The organism is Microvirga lotononidis, from assembly GCF_034627025.1.
GTDB classification, from domain to species: Bacteria; Pseudomonadota; Alphaproteobacteria; order Rhizobiales; family Beijerinckiaceae; genus Microvirga; species Microvirga lotononidis.
In genome coordinates this window covers 804,546-831,412 of sequence record NZ_CP141050.1, presented here as the reverse complement: position 1 = coordinate 831,412, position 26,867 = coordinate 804,546, and the positions used below count along the sequence as shown (strand labels likewise).

29 protein-coding genes are annotated in these 26,867 nt (G+C 62.9%); 15 read left to right on the top strand and 14 right to left on the bottom strand.

Going from position 1 to position 26,867, the window contains the following annotated elements:
- Window positions 1-153: 153 nt before the first annotated feature.
- From U0023_RS33620 to U0023_RS33610, 3 genes are all read left to right on the top strand, one after another.
- The gene (locus U0023_RS33620; RefSeq protein ID WP_040638598.1) at window positions 154-732 is read left to right on the top strand and encodes a CarD family transcriptional regulator; all 579 of its coding nucleotides are present in this window, start codon (window positions 154-156) and stop codon (window positions 730-732) included.
- Window positions 733-903: 171 nt separating this feature from the next.
- On the top strand, window positions 904-1,131 hold the full coding sequence (locus U0023_RS33615; protein WP_322883914.1) for a type II toxin-antitoxin system ParD family antitoxin: 228 nt from the start codon (window positions 904-906) through the stop codon (window positions 1,129-1,131).
- On the top strand, window positions 1,128-3,305 hold the full coding sequence (locus tag U0023_RS33610) for a GAF domain-containing hybrid sensor histidine kinase/response regulator (protein WP_154661081.1): 2,178 nt from the start codon (window positions 1,128-1,130) through the stop codon (window positions 3,303-3,305). The genes U0023_RS33615 and U0023_RS33610 overlap by 4 nt, the downstream gene beginning before the upstream one ends.
- Before the next feature lie 48 nt (window positions 3,306-3,353).
- On the opposite strand, the gene U0023_RS33605 is transcribed toward U0023_RS33610, so the two are convergent.
- The 6 genes from U0023_RS33605 to U0023_RS33580 form a co-directional block, all read right to left on the bottom strand.
- Complete coding sequence (locus U0023_RS33605) at window positions 3,354-4,034, bottom strand: spermine/spermidine synthase domain-containing protein (RefSeq protein WP_009762609.1); 681 nt, start codon at window positions 4,032-4,034, stop codon at window positions 3,354-3,356.
- Between the two features lie 38 nt (window positions 4,035-4,072).
- Window positions 4,073-4,378 (bottom strand): hypothetical protein, encoded by a 306-nt coding sequence (locus tag U0023_RS33600; protein WP_009762608.1) that lies wholly within the window; start codon window positions 4,376-4,378, stop codon window positions 4,073-4,075.
- 341 nt (window positions 4,379-4,719) lie between these two features.
- A complete protein-coding gene (locus U0023_RS33595) occupies window positions 4,720-4,929 on the bottom strand; it encodes a hypothetical protein (RefSeq protein ID WP_009762607.1) in 210 nt (69 codons plus the stop codon).
- A 138-nt stretch (window positions 4,930-5,067) separates the two neighbouring features.
- Window positions 5,068-5,277: a cold-shock protein gene (locus U0023_RS33590; RefSeq protein ID WP_009762606.1), complete on the bottom strand. Its 210-nt coding sequence runs from the start codon at window positions 5,275-5,277 to the stop codon at window positions 5,068-5,070.
- A 368-nt stretch (window positions 5,278-5,645) separates the two neighbouring features.
- A complete protein-coding gene (locus tag U0023_RS33585; protein WP_009762605.1) occupies window positions 5,646-5,837 on the bottom strand; it encodes a hypothetical protein in 192 nt (63 codons plus the stop codon).
- 273 nt (window positions 5,838-6,110) lie between these two features.
- Window positions 6,111-6,356, bottom strand: a complete 246-nt coding sequence (locus U0023_RS33580; RefSeq protein WP_040638596.1) for a hypothetical protein — start codon at window positions 6,354-6,356, stop codon at window positions 6,111-6,113.
- A 501-nt stretch (window positions 6,357-6,857) separates the two neighbouring features.
- Here U0023_RS33580 and U0023_RS33575 point away from each other — a divergent pair.
- The gene (locus U0023_RS33575) at window positions 6,858-7,337 is read left to right on the top strand and encodes a hypothetical protein (protein WP_009762602.1); all 480 of its coding nucleotides are present in this window, start codon (window positions 6,858-6,860) and stop codon (window positions 7,335-7,337) included.
- A gap of 66 nt (window positions 7,338-7,403) precedes the next feature.
- On the opposite strand, the gene U0023_RS33570 is transcribed toward U0023_RS33575, so the two are convergent.
- From U0023_RS33570 to U0023_RS33560, 3 genes are all read right to left on the bottom strand, one after another.
- On the bottom strand, window positions 7,404-7,583 hold the full coding sequence (locus U0023_RS33570; RefSeq protein WP_009762601.1) for a hypothetical protein: 180 nt from the start codon (window positions 7,581-7,583) through the stop codon (window positions 7,404-7,406).
- Between the two features lie 84 nt (window positions 7,584-7,667).
- Window positions 7,668-9,122, bottom strand: a complete 1,455-nt coding sequence (locus tag U0023_RS33565; protein ID WP_009762600.1) for an adenylate/guanylate cyclase domain-containing protein — start codon at window positions 9,120-9,122, stop codon at window positions 7,668-7,670.
- Window positions 9,119-9,379: a hypothetical protein gene (locus U0023_RS33560; RefSeq protein ID WP_009762599.1), complete on the bottom strand. Its 261-nt coding sequence runs from the start codon at window positions 9,377-9,379 to the stop codon at window positions 9,119-9,121. The genes U0023_RS33565 and U0023_RS33560 overlap by 4 nt, the downstream gene beginning before the upstream one ends.
- A 258-nt stretch (window positions 9,380-9,637) precedes the next feature.
- Between U0023_RS33560 and U0023_RS33555 the strand changes: the two genes are divergently transcribed.
- Together U0023_RS33555 and U0023_RS33550 are read left to right on the top strand one after the other, a co-directional pair.
- Window positions 9,638-10,288 carry a hypothetical protein gene (locus tag U0023_RS33555; protein WP_009762598.1) on the top strand — a complete coding sequence of 217 codons (651 nt, stop codon included), beginning with the start codon at window positions 9,638-9,640 and terminating at the stop codon, window positions 10,286-10,288.
- A 223-nt stretch (window positions 10,289-10,511) separates the two neighbouring features.
- The gene (locus U0023_RS33550) at window positions 10,512-11,534 is read left to right on the top strand and encodes an AraC family transcriptional regulator (RefSeq protein WP_245272963.1); all 1,023 of its coding nucleotides are present in this window, start codon (window positions 10,512-10,514) and stop codon (window positions 11,532-11,534) included.
- A gap of 94 nt (window positions 11,535-11,628) precedes the next feature.
- Here U0023_RS33550 and U0023_RS33545 read toward each other — a convergent pair whose 3' ends face one another.
- Entirely contained in the window at window positions 11,629-11,931 is a 303-nt protein-coding gene (locus tag U0023_RS33545) for a hypothetical protein (RefSeq protein WP_009762596.1), read from the bottom strand.
- Between the two features lie 85 nt (window positions 11,932-12,016).
- On the opposite strand from U0023_RS33545, the gene U0023_RS33540 reads away from it, so the two are divergent.
- The 5 genes from U0023_RS33540 to U0023_RS33520 all read left to right on the top strand — a co-directional run bounded on the left by U0023_RS33540 (window position 12,017) and on the right by U0023_RS33520 (window position 17,554).
- A complete protein-coding gene (locus tag U0023_RS33540) occupies window positions 12,017-13,852 on the top strand; it encodes a hypothetical protein (RefSeq protein ID WP_009762595.1) in 1,836 nt (611 codons plus the stop codon).
- A gap of 326 nt (window positions 13,853-14,178) precedes the next feature.
- Complete coding sequence (locus tag U0023_RS33535; protein ID WP_040638856.1) at window positions 14,179-15,618, top strand: DUF1254 domain-containing protein; 1,440 nt, start codon at window positions 14,179-14,181, stop codon at window positions 15,616-15,618.
- A gap of 42 nt (window positions 15,619-15,660) precedes the next feature.
- Window positions 15,661-15,948, top strand: a complete 288-nt coding sequence (locus U0023_RS33530; RefSeq protein ID WP_009762593.1) for a hypothetical protein — start codon at window positions 15,661-15,663, stop codon at window positions 15,946-15,948.
- Window positions 15,949-16,072: 124 nt separating this feature from the next.
- A complete protein-coding gene (locus U0023_RS33525) occupies window positions 16,073-16,939 on the top strand; it encodes a hypothetical protein (RefSeq protein WP_040638595.1) in 867 nt (288 codons plus the stop codon).
- A 159-nt stretch (window positions 16,940-17,098) separates the two neighbouring features.
- Window positions 17,099-17,554, top strand: a complete 456-nt coding sequence (locus tag U0023_RS33520; RefSeq protein WP_009762591.1) for a hypothetical protein — start codon at window positions 17,099-17,101, stop codon at window positions 17,552-17,554.
- A gap of 598 nt (window positions 17,555-18,152) precedes the next feature.
- Here U0023_RS33520 and U0023_RS33515 read toward each other — a convergent pair.
- The 3 genes from U0023_RS33515 to U0023_RS33505 form a co-directional block, all read right to left on the bottom strand.
- Entirely contained in the window at window positions 18,153-19,178 is a 1,026-nt protein-coding gene (locus U0023_RS33515) for an IS110 family RNA-guided transposase (RefSeq protein WP_009762590.1), read from the bottom strand.
- A 153-nt stretch (window positions 19,179-19,331) separates the two neighbouring features.
- The gene (locus U0023_RS33510; RefSeq protein ID WP_009762589.1) at window positions 19,332-19,790 is read right to left on the bottom strand and encodes a hypothetical protein; all 459 of its coding nucleotides are present in this window, start codon (window positions 19,788-19,790) and stop codon (window positions 19,332-19,334) included.
- Window positions 19,791-19,851: 61 nt separating this feature from the next.
- Window positions 19,852-20,184: a single-stranded DNA-binding protein gene (locus U0023_RS33505; RefSeq protein ID WP_009762588.1), complete on the bottom strand. Its 333-nt coding sequence runs from the start codon at window positions 20,182-20,184 to the stop codon at window positions 19,852-19,854.
- 1,408 nt (window positions 20,185-21,592) lie between these two features.
- Between U0023_RS33505 and U0023_RS33500 the strand changes: the two genes are divergently transcribed.
- The 4 genes from U0023_RS33500 (at window position 21,593) to U0023_RS33485 (ending at window position 26,186) form a co-directional block, all read left to right on the top strand.
- A complete protein-coding gene (locus U0023_RS33500) occupies window positions 21,593-21,985 on the top strand; it encodes a hypothetical protein (RefSeq protein WP_040638594.1) in 393 nt (130 codons plus the stop codon).
- 98 nt (window positions 21,986-22,083) lie between these two features.
- Window positions 22,084-23,928: a YadA-like family protein gene (locus U0023_RS33495; protein ID WP_009762585.1), complete on the top strand. Its 1,845-nt coding sequence runs from the start codon at window positions 22,084-22,086 to the stop codon at window positions 23,926-23,928.
- Between the two features lie 10 nt (window positions 23,929-23,938).
- Window positions 23,939-24,784 carry an invasion associated locus B family protein gene (locus U0023_RS33490; RefSeq protein WP_009762584.1) on the top strand — a complete coding sequence of 282 codons (846 nt, stop codon included), beginning with the start codon at window positions 23,939-23,941 and terminating at the stop codon, window positions 24,782-24,784.
- A 61-nt stretch (window positions 24,785-24,845) separates the two neighbouring features.
- Window positions 24,846-26,186, top strand: coding sequence for a M10 family metallopeptidase (locus U0023_RS33485; protein WP_009762583.1), 1,341 nt, complete (start codon window positions 24,846-24,848; stop codon window positions 26,184-26,186).
- 80 nt (window positions 26,187-26,266) lie between these two features.
- Here U0023_RS33485 and U0023_RS33480 read toward each other — a convergent pair whose 3' ends face one another.
- Window positions 26,267-26,827: a hypothetical protein gene (locus U0023_RS33480; RefSeq protein ID WP_154661080.1), complete on the bottom strand. Its 561-nt coding sequence runs from the start codon at window positions 26,825-26,827 to the stop codon at window positions 26,267-26,269.
- Between the last annotated feature and the right edge of the window lie 40 nt (window positions 26,828-26,867).

Here is a 26,867-nt window from a genome sequence, read left to right as displayed (position 1 = left end):
CGATATCGGTCTCCAAGCCTGTTGTTGATCGGCTGAAGCAGCAAAGTCTTACAAAATTTGTCTCATCACCGTTTTACTTCCGACGGCGTTTTGCCTGGTGCGAGTGAAATGCCCTGGCTGACTAACGTTAGTGACAAAGGAAGCAATCCCCTTATGGCGACAATAAAAAAGGCCGATCTCGCATTCAAGGCCGACGAGACAGTTGTGTACGCATCTCACGGTGTGGGCCGGATTACTGCAATTGAGGAGCAGGAGGTTGCCGGCTTCAAGCTTCAGGTATTCGTCATCTTCTTCGAGAAGGACAAAATGACGGTGCGCGTTCCCATTGCCAAGGCAGCGGGCAGTGGCCTGCGCAAGATCGTGGAACCGGCCGTCGTCGAGAAGGTGCTTGAGGTCCTTAGCGAACATGCACGGGCCAAGCGTGGCTTGTGGGCCCGGAGAGGCCAGGAGTACGAGGCCAAGATTAATTCGGGTGACCTGATGATGCTCGCAGAAGTCTTGCGCGATCTCTACCGCTCTCCTGAGCAGACGGAGCCATCGTACAGCGAGCGTCAGCTCTATGAGTCAGCTCTTGAGACACTCGCTCGCGAAATCTCCGTTGTTTATGGCATTTCACAAACTGAGGCGCAGATGTTGATTGGCCAGAGCCTGGCCAAGTCGCCGCGCGCGTCGAAGGGTGACCCGTCCCCAGCCGCGACGGACGGTCAAGACAATGAGGATGAAGCGGCTTGAGACTGGGATCCGAGATTTCCGATAGATCCGCCATGTGCGCGGCCTGAACTAAGCTCGACATCGTGACGATCCAGGTTTTCTCCCCGCGAGATGCCGTGAAACCGCACTACCTGGAGGGGCTGCGCACCCTCGGGGTGGTTGGATGGTGACACCCTCGTCGGCATCGTTTATATGTTCTCCATGGCTGCGAAATACTCTCACCATGTCGCCTTGACGGCCCCGCTTGCGCAGTACGTGGCAAGCCAAGTTGCCAAGGGTGACTATGCCTCGGTGAGTGAGGTCGTCCGAGCGGGCTTGCGCCTGCTGATCGAGCAGGACGAGGACAGGGCCAGAGCTAGGGCTGAGCGCGGGACGCTATCGGTGACCCCCGCTGTGCCGGATCATGAACGTGACTCATGAACGTGCCTGAAACCGCTTCAACCTTCGGACGCCGCGATGGTGCGGACCGAGCGAGGATGCTGATCGAGCGCGAGCGGTACGTTCTCGGCCAGATCGCCGCCGGGGTCCCGCTCACTCAAGTTCTCGAAGATCTACTCCGCGCGGTCGAGGCTCAGGCCTCCGGACAGATGCTGACCTCGATTCTATTCCTGAGCGAGGATGGTCGGCACCTGCGCCATGGCGCTGCCCCGAGTCTGCCGGTCGCGTACAACGAGGCCATCGACGGCATCACGATCGGTGAGGGGGTTGGCTCCTGCGGCACCGCCGCCACTCGCGGCTCCGCCGTCTACGTGAGCGACATCAACACTGATCCGTTGTGGAAGGATTTTCGCGACCTCGCGCTGGACCATGGCCTGCGGGCCTGCTGGTCGACGCCGATCAAGGCTGCTGATGGCAGTGTGTTGGGCACTTTTGCCATCTACTACAGCGAGCCTCGCACCCCAACCACCGCCGACCTCGATGCCATCGCCTTTGTCACCCAGACGGCCGCCCTCGCCATCGAGCGGCACCGCTCGGACCTCAAACTCCGGCGCAGCCAAGACGAACTGCGGGCGCTGAATGCTGAACTGGAAGAACAGGTTGCGAAGCGCACGGCCGAGCGCAACGTGCTCGCCACGATGATCGAGAGCACTGACATCATGGTGATGGCGGTCGGCCTCGACTACACCATCCTGGCGATCAACAATGCCAACGCTGACGAGTTCGAGCGGATCTATGGCGTGCGGCCGAGGGCCGGCGACAACATGCTCGAGCTCCTCGCCGGACAACCAGACCAGCAGGCTCAAGTGCGGGCCGCATGGGGTCGCGGGCTTGCGGGCGAAGAGGTCACGGTCATCGAGGAGTACGGCGATCCTGATCGAGTTCAGCCTTACTACGAGATCAAGTTCCGCACGCTGCGCAACGAATGCGGCGAACGCATTGGTTGCTACCATTTCGTGACCGATGTGACCGAGCGGCTGCGTGAGCAGGCTGCATTGGCCCAGGCGCAAGAGGCTCTGCGCCAGTCCCAGAAGATGGAGGCGGTGGGCCAGCTCACGGGGGGCGTGGCGCACGACTTCAACAACCTGCTCACGGTCATCAAATCGTCGACCGACCTCCTTAAGCGACCGAACCTGCCGGAGGAGCGGCGGGCCCGCTATGTCGCTGCGATCTCCGATACCGTGGACCGAGCCGCCAAGCTCACGAGCCAGCTGCTCGCCTTTGCCCGCCGCCAGGCCCTCAAACCTGAGACGTTCGACGCTGGGCAGGCAGTTCATGTGCTCAGCGATATGGTCCGTACGCTGACTGGGACACGGATCGAGATCATCACATACCTGCCCGATGAGCCGTGTTTCATCAGCGCCGATCCGAGCCAATTCGACACGGCGCTGATTAACATTGTGGTCAACGCGCGTGACGCGATGGACGGTGAGGGCCAGATCACGATCACCGTAGAGCCGACCGAGACAATGCCCGCTGTCCGCAGACACGCGGCGATCAAGGCCCCTTACGTGGCCATTTCGATCGCCGATACTGGCTCAGGCATCCCTTCGGATCAGATAGATCAGATCTTCGAGCCGTTTTTCACCACGAAGGGCGTCGGCCACGGCACCGGCCTCGGATTGTCCCAGGTGTTCGGGTTCGTCAAGCAGTCCGGCGGACAGGTGATTGTCGAGAGCGAGGTTGGCCAGGGTACTACATTCACGCTGTACCTGCCCCGGGTCATAGCCGCTCCTGGAGTGGCCGCTCCAGAGGAGGAGACCACCGAAGACGGGTACGGGACCTGCGTGCTCGTGGTCGAGGACAACCGCGACGTCGGCACCTTCGTGACGCAGACGCTGGAAGAGTTGGGCTATCGCACGACGTGGGTCGAGAATGCGCAAGCGGCGCTCGACAAGTTGGCGGCGTCTCCGGGTGCCCATGACATCGTGTTCTCGGACGTGGTGATGCCGGGCATGAACGGTGTGGAGTTGGCGCGCCACGTGCAACGGCTCTACCCTGATCTGCCGCTGATACTGACGAGCGGCTACAGCCACGTGCTAGCTGAGGGAGGGCACGGGTTCGAGCTGTTGCAGAAGCCCTATTCCGTTGAGGCCCTGTCTCGCGTGCTTCGCAAGGCATCCCGCAAGCTGCGCAAGCGGGCACAGGCCAAATAGCAAAGGATACGTGGCACTGCCTCTCCAGGTTTGGGCCTGCGACGCAGGTTAGCCAGCCGGTTTGGTCGCAATCCAGATCGTGTGTCTTGCGCCCCTACGTGTTCCGTGGGCGCGAGCGTTGACCTCATCCACACCAAATCCCGCCCTACGGAGGCGCTGGGTGAAGGCTCTATTCGGCGCCGATGACCAGACGGCAAAGACGCCACCGGGAGTCAGTGCTGTCCGAGCGGAGCTTAGCCCCAACAAGTCGTAGAGGCTGTCATTGGCCGTGCGTGTCAGTCCCTCGGGCCCGTTGTCGACATCCAGCACAATTGCATCGTAAGTGGACCGGCTCGATCTGATCAGGCCGCCGACATCCCCTTCGACGATGCTGACGCGGGGATCGGAAAGGCTATCGCCGAATACTTCGGCCATGGGACCGCGGGCCCAGGCCACGACGGCGGGCACCAGTTCGGCCACAGTGACCTGAGCATCTGGGCCGAGTTCAGCGAGCGCAGCACGAAGCGTAAAGCCCATCCCCAACCCACCGATCAGGATTTTTGGACGCTCGCGGCCCCGAAGTTTCAGGCAGGCCAGTCTGGCGAGCGCCTCCTCGGAACCACTGAGGCGGCTGTTCATCAGCTCGTTGCTGCCCAGCATGATGGAGAACTCGGCCCCACGCCTCTTTAGGCGCAAGTCGCCCCGGTCGCCCGGAATGTTTGCCGTTTCGAGTAAGACCCAAGGAATCATGAAACGCGTTTGTCAGTCAGTTCGCGGGTGAAATTGTCTCACTCGCGTGTCGGGTTGTCGAGCAAATGGTCGAAGTCGGCCAGCACGCGGTCGATCAGCTTGCGGCGGCGCTGATCGCTTGCATCCAAGCTCTGTGCGAAGAGGCCCAGCAGATAGCGCGCCTTCTCGACCGCCTCGTGCCAATCGGTGGCGGGTGCGGCTGCCAGCAGATCCTCAAGGGCAGCTTGTCTGGTACGCAGCGCTTCCTGATCGGCTTCGACTTCTGCCCGGAGGCGTCGAAGGTCGGTTGCCTTCTGGGCCGCCATGCCGCGATGAGCATCGAGATTGGTCGGTTGATCAGCCATCGTCTGGTTCCTCCGTCCTGTTACCTGTTCATCCACTGGTAGCTCAATCACCTAAGCACGTTCAATCAGCAGGCGGGCCAGCGTCTTGGCTAACCGCTCATTCTGTCCAACGGATCCAGGCACCACGTCGTGCCATTCATGGGCTCGAAGCGCCCAGGCGATGTCTGAGAGGCTGCCGAGGGGCTCATGCGGCCATGCGGGTTCCCCCGTGGGTGTGAGGATCATAAACTGTCGTGAAGCCTTCATGCCAACACGAGCAATGTACAAGACCTCATCGTCTCGTCGAAGCAGCGCGACAGGATCGTAGATCTGGGATCCGTGGAAGAAGGCCTCGCCGCTGTTCAAATCTCGGAGGCCCTTGCAGTGATCTCGCTCTCGCGCACGGCGCGCTCGCCGAAGCCGGCCGATTTGATGCGGTAAGAAACTTCACCAGTCTGATCGGCCGGCATGAGGCGGGTCACCTCGTAGATGCCACTTGAGCTGGCACGCTTATCTGAGAAGTTCGGATGGGTGATGCGGACCAACTGATGAACTTTATACTTGTGAGACATTCTTTTCTCCTGAAGATGGGCCGTGACGCGTATGCGAGCGCGACGGGTGTCGGGTGGCACAAACGAAAAAGCCGCCCCACGCGGGAGCGGCTTCAAGGCTTAGCGGCACAGACAATGTTCTGAGCCTATCATCGAGGATCACGCATTCTCGATGTTATTGACGGCGACTTTGCCGGAGCGGCGGTCCTCGGCGGTGTCGAAGGAGACCTTCTGGCCTTCGACGAGATTGCGCATGCCAGCACGCTCAAGAGCGGTCGCATGGACGAACACGTCCTTGCTGCCGTCGTTCGGCTGGATGAAACCGAAGCCCTTCATCTCGTTGTAGAATTTTACTGTGCCCGTAATCATGGGGGTAGCCTTTCGCGATTGTCGCAGATGCACGTGGGCGAAGGCCCGCCAAAGCGCGGCCTCAACCCGGTTCGTCGATGTAATGGTAAGAAAGTCCGAACGTGCGCCTGACAGTGTCAAAAGCGAAACGACCCGATTGTCCGGCCAAAATCCGATGAGTTGAATATAGAGCTTCTATGCCGGATTGCAAGGTTGGATGGGAACGGTACCGCCAGGGAGATAAAATCGATCAGTGCGGTGAGACGGCTCATGCAACTGGCTCCGATGGCGAAGTACAGGAGCCGTCTCTTCGGCAAATGGTTAGGCTTGGCCGTCAGGTAGGCCTTCTGCAGGCGCCTGTTCCGGCTTCGAAGCCGGAACAGGCCTTATCAGGAGTGGGTCTCGAGGAGGAGTCGGTGGAAGTCGTGCGGGGGATGCTGCCGCCCGTCCGCATCAGTGATGAGGACGTCGAGCGCTCCGTCAGTAATAAAAGCACGGGCCTTCTCGACCGCTGCGGCAGCCGTCTCGCAGGTCACCGCGAGAGGCCCATTCAGCCCTTGTCCCGTCACAACGAAGAACATGCACACTCCCCTTGGTTGATCATGGCGGCATGAGATACGATTTATGATCCGATGGCCAACCCTTTCTGATGAGCCGGCCCACATCAAATCAGAGCCCACGGTCCTCGTTGTAGCCTAATGGGCTCCCTGTGTTTCGCGGGAAGCTATCTGTTTGCATGCCGTTCTGTCTGAGGGGCGCGAGGCCGTCGAACGCGACCGGCGGGAGTAATGTCAGTGCCTCCTTGCCCTGGCCTCACACCTTCTGCCATTGTGCTTTGCACAAATTTGTCGCTATCATCCCGGCTCGGAAGCGCCACCATAGGTGTGAGCCTCGTCAATCAGCAGTAATCGCCGGAAAGAAGGAGCCACATGAGCCAGAGGGTCTGTCCACAGTGTTCCTGCGATGCAGCATCCATCCTGAGCTTCATTACGGATGATGGTGGCTTCGCCGCCGCTGTTCAGTGCCATGTCTGCGGCTTTGAGAAGCCCACTGATCGTGGCTTCGAGGATGAGCAGACCGCCCGTGAGGCCGCAACCCATGCTTGGTTCGAGGGCGCGGAGCTTCCCTCACCGCCTCGCGCTTGATTTCAGCGCTTATCTCCCACCATGAGGATGCTGATGTGCAGCTTCCAGAGCTCGCGCTTGAGAGCCACCAGCCGGTCCGACGGCAGCTCTGGCCCGAACATCTGGTCGAACTCATCCCTGGTGAGATAGCCGCGATTTTGTCAGACATTCGCATTCCGACGGCTAAATGAACGTCGGCTCTCGAACGCCGAAGCAGACCAAGCTCTTACGTCTCAGGGGTGCCATTTCCAGACCTTCGGAAATTACCGACGTTCAATCCTGGACAAGATGAGGCCGCCTTCTTCGTGAAACGCGAAGCGGTCCTGCCCGGCGCGCCATCCGATGCATCCTGGCGCGGAACGGCAACTTCCGATAACGTGCACGGCCTAGAGTCCCGTGCTGCGGTTGCCGGCATTGGATATGCCGCTGGCGACGATGGGCCGAGTTCGCCTCCAGCCTATTTGACGGGACAACACCATGAATGTTCTCGATGATGCGCCGTGGGGCAGCGACTGGGCCTGGAGCCTCCCGCTGATTCTGCTGAACGTGATCATCCACGTCTTCGGCCTTGCCTTCATCTACGACGGCTTCACGGTGCTGCTTCGAGAGGTGAGCCGCAAGCGGACTTTCATGGTCCGGTTCGCTGTGGTGATGAACGCAGCGGTGTTCCTGATCGTGGTGCTGCATGGGATCGAGGCGATCACATGGGCCCTGGCCTACCTCGCGCTCGGCGCCCTCCCGACCGCGAAATCCGCAATGCTCTATTCGCTGGGCGCCATGACAGGGTTCGGCAGCGGCAGCGTCGCGCTGGCGCCTCATTGGCAGATGATGGGTGTCCTGCAATCGCTTGCCGGGGTGTTGCTGTTCGGCCTGACCACCGCATTCATGTTCGCAATGTTCCAGGCTGTGGGGCCATCGCAACGGCCGCCAGATGACAGGTCGACCTCCAACGGATGAAGCGATGGATCCGGTGCGAGCCGGATCCATCCCCTCCGATTTGGTTTGCATCAGGCTAGAGGCCGCCTACTCGGGTTCGCCAATGTCACCTGGCAGATCCGGCATCGCGACCATCGATCCGCGCCGGATCGGGTTGTCGGTGAGCTCGGACTCGACATAGTTGGGTGGCTGGCCGCCTGATGGACCCGACACGCAACCGGCGACCAGGACCGACAGGATCAGGAAGAGTGGCAGTCTGACGAGCATTGACGTCTCCTTTGCAGATTCACGATGGAACGGGTGATCGCGTGCCAAGGCGATCGGTGTCGGGGAAGAGTGGGCCTGATGACGTCAGCCATGGGTGCCCCCGCCTTCTGCCCCAGACCTTGGCTCATGCGGGCTGGCGGTGACCAGGTCAGAGGGAGTGAGCATCCGCACCGCCCCTGATCGGCCCCTCGGAGCCTCACGGCCGACCTCCTGCCAGCCGCCGGCCTCGCCGGCCCGGACGACCGTGGCCCCGCTGGCCACTAGGGACGTGCCGAACCGCTTCGTCATCTGCTCGATGCGGGCGGCCACGTTCACCACGTCGCCTAGGACCGTGAACTCCAGCCGTTCCTGTGCTCCCAGCACCCCGCAGAACGCCTCGCCGGTGTGCAGGCCGATGCCGACCCGCACCGGCGGATCGAAGCGACGCTTGGCATTCCAGCGCGCGACGAGCCGGAGGATCTCCCGGGCGCACAGGATCGCGCGCCGGGCATCCTCCGGTTCCGACTGCGGGACGCCGAAGATCAGGAGCGCTCCGTCCCCCATGAACTTGTCGACCACACCGCCATGGGTCTGCGCCGCCTGCATCACCCGACGACGGAAGGATGAGATGAAGACCGACAGCCGCGCCGGGTCCATGTACTCGGCCAGGGCGGTCGAGCCGCGAAGGTCGACGAATAGGGCGGTGATCTCTTGGCGGCGTCCCCGCCGCCAAACTTCAAGGTTGCCCCCCTCCATAAGGGGCGCGATCTCGGCGGGAAGGAAACGTGCGAGGCTTGCCCGCTCGCTGGCCTCCGTCACGGCGCGATGAAGCAGGCGGCGGGCCCGCAGCATGACCAGGGCCGTCGTCGCGCCCGCGAGCGCCAGCATGACGGCGCGGACCAGGTTGAACGGCAGCGACAGGAGGTCCGTGGCCGCGGGGTTCGCCGCGAATGCGGCGGCATCGGCGGGCGGCAGGAAGATGCTGCGATGGGACGCGACCGCGACGAGGCCCAGCCCGGCGATCATGATGCCCGTGGCCCAGAGCTGGATGCCCGGTCGATACCGCAGCGCCCCGACGGCCAACAGCAGCGGGGCTGCCCACAGGGCCGGAGCGATGGCAATCCAATTCCCGCGAAGTTCGGTATCCCGGAGCGCTGCGGCGACGGCCAGCACGACGATGATCGCGTCGCCGGCGGTCAGGGCGAACGCCGTCCAGGGTGCATACGCCCCAGTCCGCACGAGAACGAGCGACACGATACCGTGTGCCAGGAAAGCGGCGACGGCAACGGCCCCGAACCCGAGCCGTGCCCAAATGTCCTCGTAGCCGGCAATGGCCGCGATCCGGCCGGACACCAGCAGGCTCGCGGCCAGGACTGCTGCGAGCACGATCCGGACCCATCCCGCCGTGCGCTCCGCTTCGAGTTCCGCCTCCTTCAGGAGCGGGATGACCGCGCTCGTGCCGATACGCTCCCAGTCACGCCATCCTGGCTTCGGCGAAAGGGTGGCTCGGGTATCCCACCAAGATGCGAGCCCCGTCCGGTTCGTGGCGTGTCCTCTCATGGAGACTCCTGGCCGTTGGCGTTCCGGTCGAGCGTCGTCTCGAGTTCGGCGACGAGATCCCTCACCAGTTCCCGGTACTCGGAGCAGCGCGCCGTCCCCACCGGAGCATCCGAGCGCTCCCAGCGCATGAGGGCCGCCTGCGCCTCGGCGAGATCCTCGCACAGCGACAGGAAGCCTTCGTCGGCCTTTGCCAATTCCTCGATGGCATGCCCCCGGTCCGGGAGGTGGGCGATGGCGGCCTGGACGGCGTGATGCATGGAGCAACCCCGTGGCTGGGTTCGGAAGCGCAGGTGCCCCGCCCGGCAACGGTCATCATCGATGGGGGGGAGCCGGAACGGAAGTAACTTACTGTAGGTGCGGGCGGGTCAGCCCTGCGGGGACATCGTCCGGATGCCATTGATTCCGGTGCTTGCTGCGATCGCCACTCCGTAACCTACACGATGCTACAGGCGTGCCAGCGCCCTCGCTTGCTAACGTCACTCCCGGACACGCCCCGTTGTCACGGAGGGACCACCATGAAGAGAGCATCATCGAAGGCGATTCAGTTGGCTGCCGTTCTGACCTTCCTTTGCGCCGGCGCGCAGGCCCAGGACGCCATCCGGCAGCCGGGTCAGAAGCAGATTGGCAAGGTGAAGCCAGAGGTCGAGCCGGCCCTGATCGTCATGAATTCCGCAGGAGCGAGGCTCGAGGGGAACAAGCTCGTTCTCACGGGCATCGCTCCCAACTCCATCATCTTCGCCGACCGTCCCGTGCGCGCGGCCGGTCATGCCCTAACGGCGCATCTCCTCGAGGAGTGGGCCGTCGGTTCCGACAGCTTCGCCAAGGACCCGCCGAACGCGACCGTGTCGGTGTTCGAGAAGGCCGGGACCACGGTGAAGGACGCGGTCGTCACCCTGAAGAACCCGAAGATGGAAGGCAGCCAGCTCACCTTCGACGTCGCAGTGCTGGAGGGCGACCTCGGCAATGCCGATGGACCCGCCTCGGTGTTCATTGACATCATCGGCCTGCCGTTCACGCCGCTGTCGTTCGCCGGCATGGCGCGCCGCACCGCGTATCGGGGTGCGTTCTACGCCGGGGCCGCCGCTGCCACGGCCGGGGCCTACGGCTACTACCATCCGTACGCGCCTCCCTACCCCTACGCGCCCTACCCGTACCGCCCCTACTAGAGGCCGTAAGGCGTCGGCCCCTGTGCGGCCGACGCCGAAAAACCCGGTCCGGGTTCATCTTCCGCCCGTATCCGAAGTCCAGGCATTTGGCTGCGCCGTTCTTGTGAACCGTACAATCTCACTCGAAGGCCCGCGAGGGGTGATCGTAATGAACGACATCATGCTCCCGTCTGCGAGTGCCGTCGTACTGCGTACTCTATTCCGATCAGGAGCCAGCTCGGCGTTGCAGCCCGGTTACATCCACCTGGGGGTCTCGAAAGAGATCGTCCCAACCCTGCGTGAGTTCGGGCTCGACCCTGACCCGTTCATCCACAGGGTGGGGCTCGATCCCGCACTCTTCGAGAATAGCACAACGGTTGTTCCGTTCGCCACTCTGGCCCGTCTATACAGCCTGTGCGTGGCGCGCACGCGCTGCTCGCATTTCGGGCTGCTGGTCGGCCAGCGTGCCACGATCCTTTCCATGGATCTGGTCGGGCGTCTGATGCAGCACTCGGACACCGTCGGCGCCGCCTTGGAAGGGTTCGTCTCCAACCTGAGCGTCCAGAATCGCGCCGTGGGTGCCTCGCTGACGGTCAGCGACGGCATGGCCTTGCTCACCTATGCCGTCTATCAGCCGCAGATGGAGAGTGCGGAGCAGGTCACCGATGCGGCCCTGGCTGTTACGGGGAACGTGCTACGGGCCTTATGCGGCGCTGACTGGCATCCTGCCGAGGTACTCGTGCCCCGCGTGACGCCGGTTGATCCGGAACCTTACCGACGTCATTTCCAGGCTCCGGTCCGGTTCAACCAGGAGAATGCCACCCTCGTCTTCCCGTCAAAAGATCTGAAGCGCAGGGTGGCGGGTGCCGATCCTCTGCTGCGGATGATGCTGGAAGACCGCCTGCGACAGTTGAGGGCCGACGCGGGGACCGATTTCTCGGACGACATCCGGCGGCTGCTGCGCATGCGCCTGACCAGCACCCGCTGTTCGGCGGAGGACATCGCCCATCTGCTGTCGATGCACCGCCGCACCCTGAGCCGCCGCCTGAAGGGCAGCGGCATGGGCTACCGGGCAATCGCGAACGAGCTGCGGTTCGAGATCGCCCGGCAGTTGCTCGAGGATACCGAAGTGCCGCTCGGCGAGATCGCGGCAGCACTGGGGTACTCGGAAGCCAGCGCCTTCACCCGCGCCTTCCGGCGCTGGTCGGGCCGGACACCGACCGCGTGGCGGTCCCGCAGCGTCGCAACCGATGGGCGCTCGGCTTGACCTTACCCCCACCAAGGCAGCCCCAGGCCAATCACAGGAGTACCGGTCCCGGTCAGGTTCTTGGCTGCTATCGTCCTGTCCAGGGCAAGGCCGTCTACGTGTTGCGATCCAACTCGGCCGCGATCTCGGCCGCGAGATCCCGCACCAGCTCCCTGTACTCGGCGCAGCGTGCCGTCTGCACCGGAGAGCCCGAGCGCTCCCAGTGCACGAGGGCTGCCTGCGCCGCGGCGAAATCCTCGCAGAGAGACATGAAGCTGTCGTCGATCCGGGATAATTCCTCGATGGCATGGCCCCGGTCCGGAAAGCGGGCGATGGCGGCCTGGACGGCAGGGTGCATGGCGTAACCCCGTTGCAGGGCTCGGACGGCGCGGATGCGCCGTCCCACACCTGCCAGCATCGCCCCATACCGCACGCACGGGGAGTATGTTACGGTAGGTTACGGGAAGAGGCGTCTCGTGCGCCCGCGGACAACGGACCGATCCATGCTCGATGCAAGCGACGGCACTGTTGGTGCCTCGCCGCAGGCGCAGTCGTCGCCTGCGGCGGATGACGTGCGTGTCCAGCTCGAAACCCTCCTCGCTAGCCCTGACCTCGACGCGACAGCGCGGGCGCGCCGGTTCCTGCGCTACGTCGTCGAGGAGACGCTCGCCGGGCGCGCCGAGCGCATCAAGGCCTACGCCATCGGCACCGAGGTGTTTGAGCGTAACGCGGATTTCGATGCCCAGGGCGACCCGGTCGTGCGCATCGAGGCCGGACGGCTGCGCCGGGCGCTCGAGCGCTACTATCTTTCCGATGGCCTGTCGGATCCGGTGGTCATCACCATCCCCAAGGGAGGGTACGTCCCCCACTTCGCTTGGCGTGCGCTGCCCGCCGAGGAGGCCGATCCTGTCCCTGTCACCGTAGCGCCCGCACCTCCGGCCGATGCGCCGCCACCACGGCGCCGTACACCCTGGCCCGTCGCAATTCCTATGACGGTTGCCGTCCTTGCCCTCCTTGGTGGGCTCCTCCTGTGGAGGCCGTGGCGCGATGATGCTTCCGGCATACCCCCGGCTCCGACCCACTTGGCTCACGGCGGGCCGACCCTCCTCGTGATGCCGTTCGAGGCCCTGGGCGAACCGTCGGCGAAAACCTATGCGGACGGCCTGACCGAGGAGATCCTGAGCCAGTTCGCCCGCTTCAAGGAAATCACCGTCCTCGGACGGGAGACGGCACGCGCCATCGCACCGGGAACCGATATTGCCCGCATCCGCCGTGACCTGGGCGTCCGCTACGTGCTCGAGGGCAGTGTCCGGACCGCGGCGCACCGCCTGCGCATCACCGGCCGGCTCCTCGATGCACAGACCGGCGCCGTGCTGTGGTCGCAGAGCTACAGTGAGGACTCGCAGGCCCGGGATCTCTTCACGATCCAGGACGATGTCGCGCGTAAGGTGGCTACCGCCGTGGCGCAGCCCTACGGCATCATCCAGCGAGCCGACCAGACCCGGACGGGCGCTAGTCCACCCGACGACCTGGCGGCCTACGGATGCACGCTCCGGTTCTACGATTACCGGGCCGCCTTGACGGAAGAGAGCCATGCCGCGATCCGGGCGTGCCTCGAGCGGGCGGTTGCGGCCCATCCGGATTATGCGACCGCTTGGGCGATGCTGTCCGTCCTGTATCTCGACGAGGACCGCTTCGGGTTCAACGCGAGGGCCGAGGCAGGCGCCCCAATCCAGCGTTCGCTCGAAGCCGCGCGCCGCGCGATCCGCCTCGATCCGGAGAACGTGCGGGCACTGCAATCCCTGATGATGGCCCTGTTCTTCGCCCGGCAGCCTGCCGAGGCGCTGGAGGTCGGCGAGCGGGCGGTGGTGCTGAACCCGAACGACACCGAGCTGCTCGGCGAGTTCGGGACCTGTCTCGGCCAGGCAGGCGCCTGGCAGCGCGGCGCCGAGCTGATCGAGCAGGCGCTTGCCCGCAACCCGGGCCATTCCGGCTACTACAGCGGGGTCCTCGCGGTCTACGCTTACATGCGGCATGACTACGAGCGTGCCGAGACCCTGATCCGGCAAGCGGCGCTGGAGAAGTTCCCGCTCTACCATTTCGTCGCCGCCGTCATCTACGCCCAGCTCGGCAAGGCGTCGCAAGCCGCCGAGGCGCGCGACACGTTCCTGCGCATGCGTCCGACCATCTTCGAGCACTGGGACGACGAGATGGCCAAGCGGAACTACCAGCCGCAGGACGCAGCCCACTTCGCCGAGGGAGCGCGCAAGGCCGGCTTCCCCGTGCCCGCCCGTACGGCTGCGGAAACGGCCCTCGAGGCATCGGCATCCCCGCACTGACCCTCACCACCACGTAACCTACACGACGCTACAGGCGCCACCGCAGCGCGGTCGCCAGCGTCCGGCCTCGTGACGGCGGGGCACGACATGACCGGCTCGGAAGCCAATTCCGCCCCAGCGCCGACATCACTCCTCCACGTAACCTACACGATGCTACAGGCGCGAACGCCCCGCCGTTGCTAGCGTCCGGACAGTGGCATGGCGATTCCGAGAAGTTCGCCCACGGGCCCCGCCAAGCGGGGAGCCGCGGGGCAGGACCGTCCGCCGTGCCGGGTAAGTGTCGCGCAGTTCCCAGAACCCACACGCAACGGAGACTTGTCATGACGATGAAGCTGACCCGCCGCCAGGCGGCCATCGGTGCCTTGAGCCTGCTCGCCGGCACCACCATGAGCACCGTCAGCGAGGCCCATCTGGGCGAGCTGCTGGGCCTCGACGAAGGGCTTGAGGACTTCTGGCTGGCAACGGACGCCTACATCTACGGCTACCCGCTGGTCACCATGGAGATGACCCGGCGGGTCATCACCAACGTGGCTGCCCCCGAGGGCACCCGGGCGCCGATGGGCCAGGTCATCAAGCTGCGGCATTATCCGGACGCCACCTTCCGCGACGTAACCGCCCCCAACGCCGACACGCTCTACACCACCGCGTTCTTCGATGTGGGCAAGGAGCCATGGGTTCTCAGCCTGCCGGACATGAAGGACCGCTACTTCCTCATGCCGATGCTGGACGGCTGGACGACGGTGTTCCAGGTACCCGGCAAGCGCACTACGGGCACCGGGGCGCAGACCTATGCCATCACCGGCCCCGGCTGGAGCGGCACGCTGCCGGCGGGCGTCAAGGAATACAAGTCGCCGACCAATATCGTCTGGCTGCTCGGCCGCATCTACTGCACCGGCACGCCGGAGGATTACGCCGAGGTGCACGCGCTCCAGGACCAGGTCAAGCTGGTGCCGCTCAGCGCCTACGGCAAGCCGTATACGCCGCCCGCCGGCAAGGTCGACCCCTCGATCGACATGAAGACCGCCGTGCGCGACCAGGTGAACCGCATGGACGCGGTGGCATACTTCACTCTGCTGGCGGAGTTGATGAAGACGAATCCACCGTCGGCGGCAGATGCCCCGGCGCTTGCGAAGTTTGCCAAGATCGGGCTCCTGCCCGGCCAGGACTTCGACGCGAGCAAGCTGCGGGCCGACTTCGCCCGGCGCATTCCGGAGATCGCCAACGACCGGATCATGATCCAGTTCAAGATCAACAAGGACGTGCACGACATCGACGGCTGGGGCTTCACGACGAAAACCGGCATCTACGGCACCGACTACCTGATGCGGGCTCTCGTCACGGCGATCGGCCTCGGGGCCAACCGCCCGCAGGACGCAGTCTACCCGACCTCCCAGAAGGATGGCGAGGGACAGACCTATGACGGGGCGAACAAGTACGTGATGCGCTTCGCCAAGGGCCAGTTGCCGCCGGTGGAGGGCTTCTGGTCGCTGACGATGTATGACGGCGCCTACTTCTTCGTGCCCAACCCGATCAACCGCTACTCGATCAGCGCGCGCCAGGATTTGAAGGCCAATCCGGACGGCTCGGTCGACCTCTACATCCAGAAGGACTCGCCCGGAGCGGACAAGGAATCGAACTGGCTGCCCGCGCCGGCCGGCAAGTTCATCCTGATGCTGCGGATGTACTGGCCGAACGAGAGCAACCCTTCGATCATCGACGGCACGTGGACGATCCCGCCGGTCAGGCAGGTGAGCGATCGGGCCTAGCCGGGTAACGGGACCCACGCTTCAAACCCACAGGAGGGACCGATGTCGAGACGCCTGCTCGCCATCTCTGCTCTCGCCCTGACGGCAACGGCAGCCGCAGCGCAGGTTGGACCGCCGACGTCGCAGCGGACCTGCTCGGCCAACCGCCAGCTCGTGCTGAAGGACGGTGCGGTGGTGCTCGACACCAGTCCCTCCACCTACGCCCGCTTCGTCCGGAGCAGCGCGGAATGTCTCGTCGACCAGTTTCCTGAACCAGCGTGGGTTCCAAGCTCCAACAATCCGCAATGCTTCATCGGCTATCAGTGCAAGGACGGGTCGGACGATTTCTGATGGCCCCGCATCATAGCATCCTCAGGATCGCGGGTGTTCCACACCTGCGATCCTGAGGATGCTGTCAAACCACAGGCCTACAAGGACGACCATGCAGACTGCTGCCGTTAGATTTCGACGTGCGATGCTCGCGTCGGTTGGCGTGACGCTCGTGGCGGCGGGAACCGCATGGGCCGCGGACTTGAGCGCACCTCCCCCCGCATCCGTGCTTGAGGCCCCCGCCGTGCCCTCGTGGACCTACCGTTTCACGCCCTATGGCTGGCTGACGGCGCTTAACGGCACCCAGACCGTGCGCGGGCGCTCCGTGAAGGTCGATGCCAGCTTCGTCGACATCGTCGAGAACACCGATACGCTCGTGGGCCTGATGGGCGACTTCGAGGCGCGCAACGGCCCGTTCGCCCTGCTAGCCAACGTCGCCTGGACCAAGATCGGCGTCGATCGCGGCAACGTCAGGAGCCGTGCCCGGGCCCCGGGCGTGACGGGAAGCCTCGGTACGTCCCTTGGGCTCGACATCGAGATGGCGATCGCGGAGGTTGGGATAGCCTACGAGGTCGCCCGCTTCGGCGCGCTCGCCTTCGACATTCTCGGCGGAGCCCGGTACTGGCACCAGGAGGCGGATCTTTCGCTCGATGTGACGGCCGCGGTTAGCATCGGCGACCTCGAGGTGGCCGGTGCCCGGGCCTTCGCCCGCTCCGGCTCCGTCGACTGGGTCGATCCCATGGTCGGCGCAAGGCTGCGCTATACGGTGGCGCCGGGGCACGAGCTGTGGCTGCGCGGCGACATCGGCGGGTTCGGGGTCGGCAGCGATTTCTCCTGGCAGGCCATCGGCACCTATGGCTTCGAGCTCGGCACCTATCAGGGCATCACCTTCTCGGGCGTGATCGGCTACCGGGTGTTGTATGTCGACTATGTCCAGGGCGAGAGTCGGCAGCGCTACGGGTTCGACATGCTCCAGCACGGCCCCGTGCTCGGCGTCAGCGCGAGGTTCTGAACATCGATCGATCCGCGTTGGCTGATCCCGACTGAGAGACGCAAGAGATCCTGCCGCGCCAGATACAGATACAAGGGGCACTCCGATGGGGACTGGACGAGCCGCAATCCGAGCTGAAGGGATGACCGTCGCCGTGGCAGCCTCTGCACTGTTGTGAATATGGCTCTCCTGGTGCAATCCGCGGATGCACGATCGGAGGACGGCGGAAGCAGCGATCTCGCCAAGCAGGCGCAGAACCCGGTCGCCGACCTGATCAGCGTGCCGTTCCAGAACAACCTCAACTTCCGTGTCGGCCCACATGAGCAGCAGCAGAACATCCTCAACATCCAGCCGGTGATCCCGATCAATCTGAACGAGGACTGGAATCTGATCACCCGCTGGGTCCTGCCGGTCATCTCCCAGCCGCCGCTCACCGTCACCGGCGACCGGGAGTTCGGCCTCGGCGATCTGAACCCCACACTCTTCCTCTCGCCCTCAAAGCCGACCCACGGGATCATCTGGGGCATCGGCCCGACATTCCTCGTGCCGACCGCCACCGATGACGCCCTCGGCGCCCGGAAGTGGGGAGCCGGTCCCGCAGCGGTAATCCTGACAACCCAAGGCCCATGGGTGTGAATCAGCACCGAACACTGATCCTTGAGCTGACTGTCATCAGGTGCACGGTTTCGCTGCCGAATTCATAGCGTCAGCGGGGTCATTATCGGCGTCGATCGTAACCCCGCCGGATTTCCGGGTTGGGTCGCTAAACCAAGGCCTTGCGCTTCCCCAAGCAGGGGTCAAAGCTTCGGCGCCGATTCACACTGTGGGCGCGCATACCGCGTGCGCCGCAACTCCCAGCCGTGTTCTGGTCGGCTATCGGGCGGGAAATGCGGCGGACCAAAGCCGGCGGGATCGACCTTCTCTCGAAAGTTGCTGTCGTTGGTTAATTATGCCGGCGCTCAATCAGGAACATGTGTAGACGCCCCGCGTGACGCAAGAAGAATCTTCGGGTTGGTGCAACGCGCAGGTCAGATACGGACATGTGTGCGGCCTCAACTGCGGCCGTTCCCATGCCGCGGGCCCGGATGGGAGTTCGCGGATCAGGTCCCAATCAAATCTACGCGCTCGAAGCGCCTGTTCCTGAACTGGTTTGTCTGATCCCGTCTCAGTGACCGTTGCGCCATACCTCTCCTTCGCTCTTCCTGCGCCCCAACAGCCTCGCGGCCGCGAGTGCCTACGCACCCACAGCCGGAGCCCGATGCACCTCACCTCGCGCCAGCAGCGCCCAGACGATGCGGGCCATCTTGTTGGCGAGTGCCACCCGCACCAGCATCGGTGGCTTGCGCGCCATCATCCGTGCAAGCCACGAGCTAGCCGGCACCCCGTTGCGGGCAGCCCGGATCAAGATCGTGTTCGCCCCAATAATCAGCAGGCGGCGTAGCGTGCGTTCGCCCATTTTCGAGGTGGCACCCAGCTTCTGCTTGCCGCCGGTGGAGCGCTGCAACGGCGTAAGCCCGACCCAGGCAGCAAAGTCGCGCCCGCGCCTGAACGTTTCGGCTGGTGGGGCCAGTGCGGCCAGAGCCACTGCAATCACCGGACCAACCCCGGGAATGGTCATCAGCCGACGCGCCGTCTCATCCTCCTTGGCCCGCTGGGCGATCTCACCATCCAGACGGGCGACCTGCTCGTCCAGGCCTCGGAGAGTCTCGATCAGCATCTGGAGGATGGGTCGGGCGAGCTCCGGGATTGGCTCCTCCGGATCCGCGACAGCCCGCACGAGTTGCGGAACACGAGCTGGGCCTTTGGCCACCACAATCCCGAACTCCGCCAAGTGCCCGCGCAGGGCGTTGATGATCTGGGTCCGCTGTTTCACCAGGAGATCACGGGCTCTGAACACAACCGCCGCCGCTTGAGCCTGCTCACTCTTCGGAGCCACGAAGCGCATGGTCGGGCGCTGGGCCGCCTCGCAGATCGCCTCGGCGTCGGCCGCATCGTTCTTTTGCCGCTTCACAAACGGTTTCACGTAAGCCGGTGAGATCAGGCGGACGCTATGACCGAGTTTTGCGATCTCACGTGCCCAGTAATGCGAGCTGCTGCAGGCCTCCATCGCCACCGTGCAGGGCTTCTGGCCGGCAAAGAAGGTGAGAAGCTGGTGCCGCCGCAGCTTCTTGCGGAACAGCACCGCTCCCGATGCATCAGCCCCATGAGCCTGAAAGACATTCTTCGCCAGATCCAACCCGATTGTGCTAACCTCTCCCATGGACGCCTCCCTCAAGTGGTGCTCATCAACACCTCCACTGTGGCACACCGAGGCCGTTGGGGGGCGTCTACCCCATCAAATCTTGCATCGCCCCCAATTGCACCTTACAGTTGGTACTGATTTGCGTCTCCTAGAAACGTCGCATCCAGTGAGTCAGCCCCTGCTTCCTATCCAAAGCTGGACTTTGTGAAAAACGGCGCGCATGGCCTCGGCCTGCGCGGCGTGGCCGGTGTCTCTGAGCTTCTGCGCGGCGTCGTCTAAAATCGAGGGAAGGACGCTCAAAGACGCGTGGCGGACCGCCACGCGGCCCACCGTGCCGGCCTTTGCTCGATTGTACCGCTGCGGTGATTGATTGCGCTCGAGAGCGGTTTCGATGGCAGCACGGAGCGAAAGCGTCGTGCGGATCGTCATATGAAACGCGGTGAGGGTCGTCGCGAGGGTCGGCAGGGCGATTGCCTCTGCCTCTTCTAGCTCCTGGGCCGCGTGTTGCAGGTCCAGGATAAATGAGCCGAGTCCAAACAGGACCGCGCGCCACTCGACCGGCAACAGTCGCATCTCGACGGCGACTGTTCGGGGCGTGCTGCGCGGGACTTCGGCGGTTTGGCTCGACATAGGAGCGTCCATTCAGGGGGTGAAAAGAGCGGGGGCGGGATGCCCCCGCTCTTTGAGGGCGTTAGCCCTCTTCGCGGTTGCTGGAAGCTCGGGACAGGCGGGAGAAGTCGTCGCAGATCAGATCGACGGTATAGACGGTCTCGCCGTTCTTCTCGAAGCTTCCCTGGCGAAGGCGGCCCTCGGCCTGGACCAGATCGCCGGTCCCGATATGGTCCGCGATGTACTTCTGCGTCCGCTCATTGAAGATCGTCACGGTGTTGTAGTGCGGATCATCCTTCCACTCGTTGCCATCCTTCACTTGGTAGTTGGCGGCGATGGTGACTTTCAGGGCCTTGCCGACTTGGTTGGTGCGGACAACCTGACCGCGGATCTCAAACTTTGCGACGTTTCTCATGGTCTTTTTCCTTTAAGGTGGGGCTGAGACCCCGTTGCGATGAAACCCGGCCATGACGGCGCGGGCGGGCCTGAACCCCGTTCAAGGGGGCGGAGCGAAGCGGTGCACCTGAGCAAAAGGGAAATTTGCAAGGCGGAGCCTGATGGCGAGGAATGCCCGAAGGGCAGGGGAAATTTCCCGGCCGCGATGGTTTCGGGACCGAAGGTGCCGGCATAGGGATTCACAAGAGCAAGAGGGGTTGGCCGCCACTCTGGCGAAAGGCCGGAACCCACTTCCTGGGTTGGTCCGAGACACCACTTCTGCCGCGTAGGTCGGTTTCGTGAAAGTCGCGTTTCCAACGCGCCAGGTGCAGTAAGGTCTGAATCTGGATGTTCAGCTACAACCGCGTCTTCAATCGTCACGGATGCGGCGCGCATGGATCTTGCCACGTGTCTGACGAGAGGGGTGGCCAAGACGTGTAGGAAGAACGAGGCAGGGATGAAGAGCACCGACAACGACATTCACCTGACCTGTGGATGGGAACCGGCCAGCGGCCGGGTAGGTGCTCCCCGGCACCTGTACACTCTCTGCGAGGTAAAATTGCTGTTCTGTCTAGGTCACACACTTCCCGGACAACTTTCACAGTTGCTGCCGGTAACTAGACGCATAAGGGAAATAAAGAAAGCGCCAAGGTGACCATGTTTAACAGCAAATTTTAGCGCCTAGCGCATCACCTCGGATCCCGGTCGAGAGGGCGTTTGATGAGTAAAGATCTAGACCGCAGTGCCATATTCGCGCAGACACATATCAGCGCGGTTGTTCCGGCCTTCATTTCTTGGCTCGGTCTTTGACGGTGATGCTGGCGGTCCATCGAGGCGATGAGAGGCCTATACGCGCTTGCTCAAAGTCTAGAGCGGTGGAAGTGGCGTTCCCGCAGCGAGGATCCCCTTCACGGCTTCGCCTATAAGATCGTCGGGCAATGCCGGATGATACTCCCACGCACGGCCTCGGCCGTGGCTCGCAGTGACGAGTCTGCGTTTGATCAAGCCAAGACTCTCTAGGCGCTCCGCAATCCTGATGATCGCAGTTGAGGTCATCTGGGTTAGTGACTTCAATCTCGCAGTGGTAATCGGATCTTGTGAATCCGAGTACTCATAAATTATCCACAGAATTCCCACGTGCTGCACCGCCATGGCCCCAGACTCTTCTCTAAGGAGGTCTGCCAACACGATGCGAATGATGGCCTTACGGACGAGGGAAAGGGATTCGCCCTTGAATTGCGATCTGGGCCCTTGCACCACCTCTTAATTCCCTCTAGAGCGACGTTAAGGTTTGCTAACGGTTCACGTCGATACGAATCCATAGACGCTCTACATAAGTTGAGCGCGGAAGTAGTAGCGCATTGATTTCCCCCTGTCTTTAGGGGCGAATGCCTATCGTCCTGAGAACGCAAGCCTTTCACAGTTCAATCGTTTTCAGGCGACGTAAGATCATGAATGGCCAGGCACAGCGCCTCGCGATAGTACGAGCGGATTCCGCTCTCGCAGAGGATCAATTCACCAAGGCGAGCATGACGGGCTCGGCCCTTTCCAAATCGACCGGCTCTGACGCCCTGAGTGCTTTCAGTAGATTGCTGTGGGCTCTCGGCTCGGGCTCTTCCTTCCATGAGGTTGAGCAAATCGCGGAGCAGTGGGTCGAAACGGTCGAGAGAGCCGGGGCTGTCTCTGATCCAGACGAACCCAAGAGCATTGTCGAGAACCTGCTGATCGGCGCGCAAGCCTGCATGTGGCAGGACAGCCGCCATCCTGCACGGCGGCATTGAGCCGCCCGACACCCCCTCCAAGACTACGAGTTGCGTAAAGCTATCTGTGAATAGCTCCCTCCCTCAAAGCGATCCCTCTCTCATGGCGGTCTAGCCTCATGTCCCTGCACTCTCCCCCTCGTTTCATCGCGGCCCTCGTTGCGGCCGCGATTGCCGTTTCTGGTGTTAGCCCTGGCGCTCTCGCGCAAACCGCCCCCAAGGTACAGGGTTCAGCCGGCTGTATCGTCAAATACGATATCTCCGCAGGTCAATCGGCGAACTGCCTTCCCTCGGCGTCTACGCCCAACCTTGAGTATGGCGTTTGGGCCGGCGCAGCTGAGGTCAACAACGCGCTCTCCAACCTGCAGAACCAGATCAACAACATCCGTAACGGTAGCGGTGGAGCAGAACCCGATCTACCTGTAACGGACGGCTCAACGATCCTCGGCAACGGCACGGCTGGAAGCCCGATCCGGCTCAACCCCGCGATCACGAACCAGATCAACAATCATGAGGCTCGGCTCGGCTCGGTGGAGGCGGTCAACGCCGCTCAGAACCAAACCATCGTCAACCACGAGGGCCGGATCGACGCAGCCGAGCAGAAGAACAGGGAGCAAGATAACCGCATATCCGAGGTCGAATATAAGAACGATGCTCAGGACAGCCGCCTTGCCGTGGTCGAACAGAAGAACGTTCAGCAAGACAACCGCCTAACCAATGTAGAGAACAAGAACGCCGTTCAAGATGCCCGCCTTGATGGGGTCGAACAGAAGAACGTTCAGCAGGATAACCGCCTGAACTCTGTCGAAGCGGTCAATGATGCTCAGAACCAGACGCTCGCCAACCATGAGACCCGGATCGGCGGACTGGAGACAACGGTTGCCTCTCATGGGACGCGCCTGGATGCGGCCGAAACGGTTCTGGCGGATCATACCGCGTTGCTGGCGGATCACTCCTCGCGGCTTGGGACTGTCGAGACGAAGGTTTCCAGTATCATAACCACGGTCGATCAGCATTCGACCTGGATCAACAATGTGAATGCCGGTAAGGGCATCACCAACTTCCGCACCAACAGCAACGGCCCGGACGCGCAAGCGACCGGCGACAAAACGGTGTCCGTGGGTGCCGGTTCGGTGGCCTCGCACAACAACTCGGTCGCCCTCGGGGACGGCTCCAAGACAGATCGGGATAATTCCGTTTCGGTCGGTGCGGCCGGCGCCGAGCGGCAGATTACCAATGTGGCGGCTGGCACGGAAAACACCGACGCCGCGAACGTGGCGCAGCTTCGCGCCCTGGCGGCTGCTCTCGGTGGCGGAGCTGCTGTCGGTCCTGGCAACGGACAGACGATCAACGGCAGATCGGCGGTCGCCTCCGTCGCGGGGGCAACCGACCCTGGCGCGGTCCTGATGCCGACCTATCAGGTGCAGGATCGCGAGTACCGGAACGTGGGCGGCGCGATTGCCGCCCTCGATGACGCCACGATCAAGTATGACCGCAATGAGGACGGCTCGAAAGGAAACCGGGTCACTCTGCGCGGCGGCGACAAGAGCAAGCCGGTCCAGATCAGCAATGTGGCGGACGGTCAACAGGACTTTGACGCGGTGAACCTGCGTCAGCTTCGGGCGGCGGCCGGGGGCGGGAAGACCTATACCGACAACCGCATGAGCGTGATGCAGGAGTATGTGGATCGTCGTTTCAGTGCGCTCTCCGGCGAAGTCGCGGAGGTCCGCAAAGAGGCAAGGGCGGCGGCGGCGGTCGGCCTTGCTACGGGGTCTCTCCGATACGATCCGCGTCCCGGCAAGGCCAGCGTCGCGGCTGGTGCCGGTCACTGGCGCGGCTCGTCGGCCATGGCGATCGGCGTCGGCTGGAACAGCGACGACGGCGTTGCACGCTACAACATTTCCGCAAGCACGACTGACGGGGAATGGGGCGTGGCGGGCGGAATGTCCTTCACGCTGAACTAAGGGGCTGACGATGAAAGATTACTCGAAGATCCAGTTTGCCGGGCTCCTGGCGCTGACGGCGGTGAGCGCCATAACCCTGATCGGATCGGCGGCCCTGGCACAACAGCCGCTCGTTCCCTCAGATGCGAAGGCGGAAGCGCCCCAGGCGCAAGCCCCGGCTCCGGCCGCGCCTGCGCAACCGGCGTCTCCGGCTCCCGCTCCTCAAGCCGCCGCGCCTGCACTGGCGCGGCTGGCGCTGGCGAGCGCCATTGTTCCCGGTGAGCCGGTGAGTGATGGTGATTATGTGTCGTCGTCACGCTTCTATGGCGATTGGCGGCTGGCCTGTGACGAAATCGAGTCCCGCAACCGCCGCGTCTGCCGTCTTGAGCAAGAGCTAGGGCTTGGCGGCAAGTGGGCGCTGACGTGGAAGCTGGTCGAGTCCTCACAGAAGAAGCCGTTCTTTCTCGTCTCGTTCCCGGCTGCGGCCAATCCGGCCAACAAGGTCCAACTGGCGATCGGTGGCTTCATCCGTGAGTTCGGCAAGGAGGAATGGGCCTGCTCCGGTTCGACCTGTGAATTCTACATTCCGGCCGACACGACCGCGCAACAGTTGATCCTGGGTGCGAGCAACATCCGCTTCCGCTATGCACTCGGCTCTGAGACGATTGAGCTTGCAGCCTCGATGAAAGGCTTCATGACGGCTCTCGATACGCTGGTGGATGAGCCTTCCGCCGTCCAAACGGCTTCGACACATGCGGCGGCTGCAAAGCCGAACAAGCCGGAGCGGAAAAGGGTGGCAAGCCGTCAATTCGAGACCATCCGGCGCACGAACGATCCCATGCCGGACGCTCTGAAAAAGATCTATGGGGTCAACTGACCGGCAAGCGTTCTAGCAATAGAACGCCTGCTATACTAGGCTGAATGTAAGGGGCAAGATCGTGGCAACACCTAAGCGCAACACCGTTCCGGCGACCTTTTATGGCGATGCGTTTCCTGCGATTGGCAAAGCCAAAACACTTCTCAATGGCGTTAAGTGGGGCGGCGATGTCGGCAAGGGCGTGACATTGACGTGGAGCGTGGCACGTCCAGAGGTGTCCAAGTACGTTTACACGAAGCGTGCAGTCGAGACCTACAACGAAACGGAAGTCGCCGGGATCAAGAATGCCCTCAAGCAGTGGTCTGACGTCTCGGGGCTCAAGTTCTCCCAAGTCACCGAAACCAGCAGTAAGGTCGGCGAGCTCCGGTTTGTGAAAAGCCCGGACATCTCAGGCGGCTATGGCTACTATCCTTCATCCAACCCAAGCGGCGGGGATGTCTGGATATCGTCAACCTCAGACGTGAGCGCAGCGGCGGGCATTCACGGCGCCAAGCTCATCATGCACGAAATCGGTCATGCTCTCGGCCTCAAACATCCTACCGACAAAGGCGGCGGTGGGAAGAGCGGTCTGCAACACGACAGCCTGCTCTACACGGTGATGGCATACAATGCTGTTGGAACGGGGGAATCCAACCGACCAGACTTCTACCCGACCACCCCCATGTATAATGACCTTCTGGCGATCCAGGCGCTCTACGGACGCAACGCGAAACATAATGCGGGCAACACCACGTATGTCTTCGAGGAGGGGCAGAAGTATTGGCAGACAATTGATGACGCCGGCGGCAACGATACGATCAAATACGTCGGGACCGTGGGTGTCACCATTGACCTGCGCGAAGGCAAGTTCAGCAGCTTGAGCGCCCCGATTGAGTGGGCCATGGGCCAATATCTCACGGCCACGGTCTCAATCGGTCCTAAGACCGTGATCGAGAAAGCCATTGGCGGCGACGGCAATGATGTGTTGATCGGCAACAGCGCCAAGAACACCCTCTACGGCGGCCTTGGCGACGATACCCTCAACGGCGGGGCCGGGGACGATAAGCTCTATGGCGGGTGGGGCTCGGACGTTCTGACGGGCGGCGCTGGCAAGGATGCGTTCGTGTTCGACACGGACCCCACGAACGGCGACATCGACCGGATCACGGATTTCAACGTGAAGGATGACACGATCTGGCTGAGCCGGACCGTCTTCACGGCCCTGACGAAAAAGGGCGATCTGGCAAAGAGCTTCTTCAAGGTGGGATCGGCGGCCGCGGACGGCAACGATTTCATCATCTACGACAAGAAGACCGGCTTGGTGTCGTATGATCCTGACGGCTCGGGACCGGGCGAAGCCTTCGCCTTCGCGCAACTCAAGAAGGGCCTGGCACTCACGCACAAAGACTTTCTGGTGATCTGACAGGGAAAAGGCCGGTCTGTGATACGGACCGGCCTTTCTCGTTTTAGGCTGTGTCGGCTGCGGGGCCGCTAGGGGAGACCTTACCGGCCCATCTTCTTGAGTTCCTTGATCCCCTCGATCGGCTCGCCGGTCTCGGCAATGTGGGCGTCGTTCAGGTTCTTGAGCGCGTCTTTCGCGATCATCAAGAGCTTGACGTTCTTCGCGCCCTTATGGCCGGTCGCGTGCTTACGGGTGATGATCCCGCGCCCCATGAGCAACTTTGCCATAAGATCCATCTGCGACCGGAATCCGCCTGTCAGGTTCGCAAGCTCGGTCGAGGACAGCCCCTCGCCTCGGGCGTTGTGCTCGGCCAGGATCTGCACGAAAGCGAACTGGCGCAGCCGCGCCGCTCCGGTGTCAGTCGGGAACCGGCTGGCGAGGATGGCCTTCAACAGCGCCTCGGCCGGGACCTCGAGAGTGGCCGAAACAATCGGCTCGGGCTTTAGCTCCTCGGGCTCCTTCTGGTGAATGACGCTGAGGGCGAAATCCAGAACCCGCCCGATTGTCAGCGGCAGGCGTTCGTTGCGGCTCTGCGCTAGCTCAACGAGCTGGTCATAGGTCTCAGAGCTCACGAACGCCTTGGTCTCCCTCATATCGGGCAAGAGCGCCTTCTGAGCCTTTTTCCATTCGCTGATGTATTTG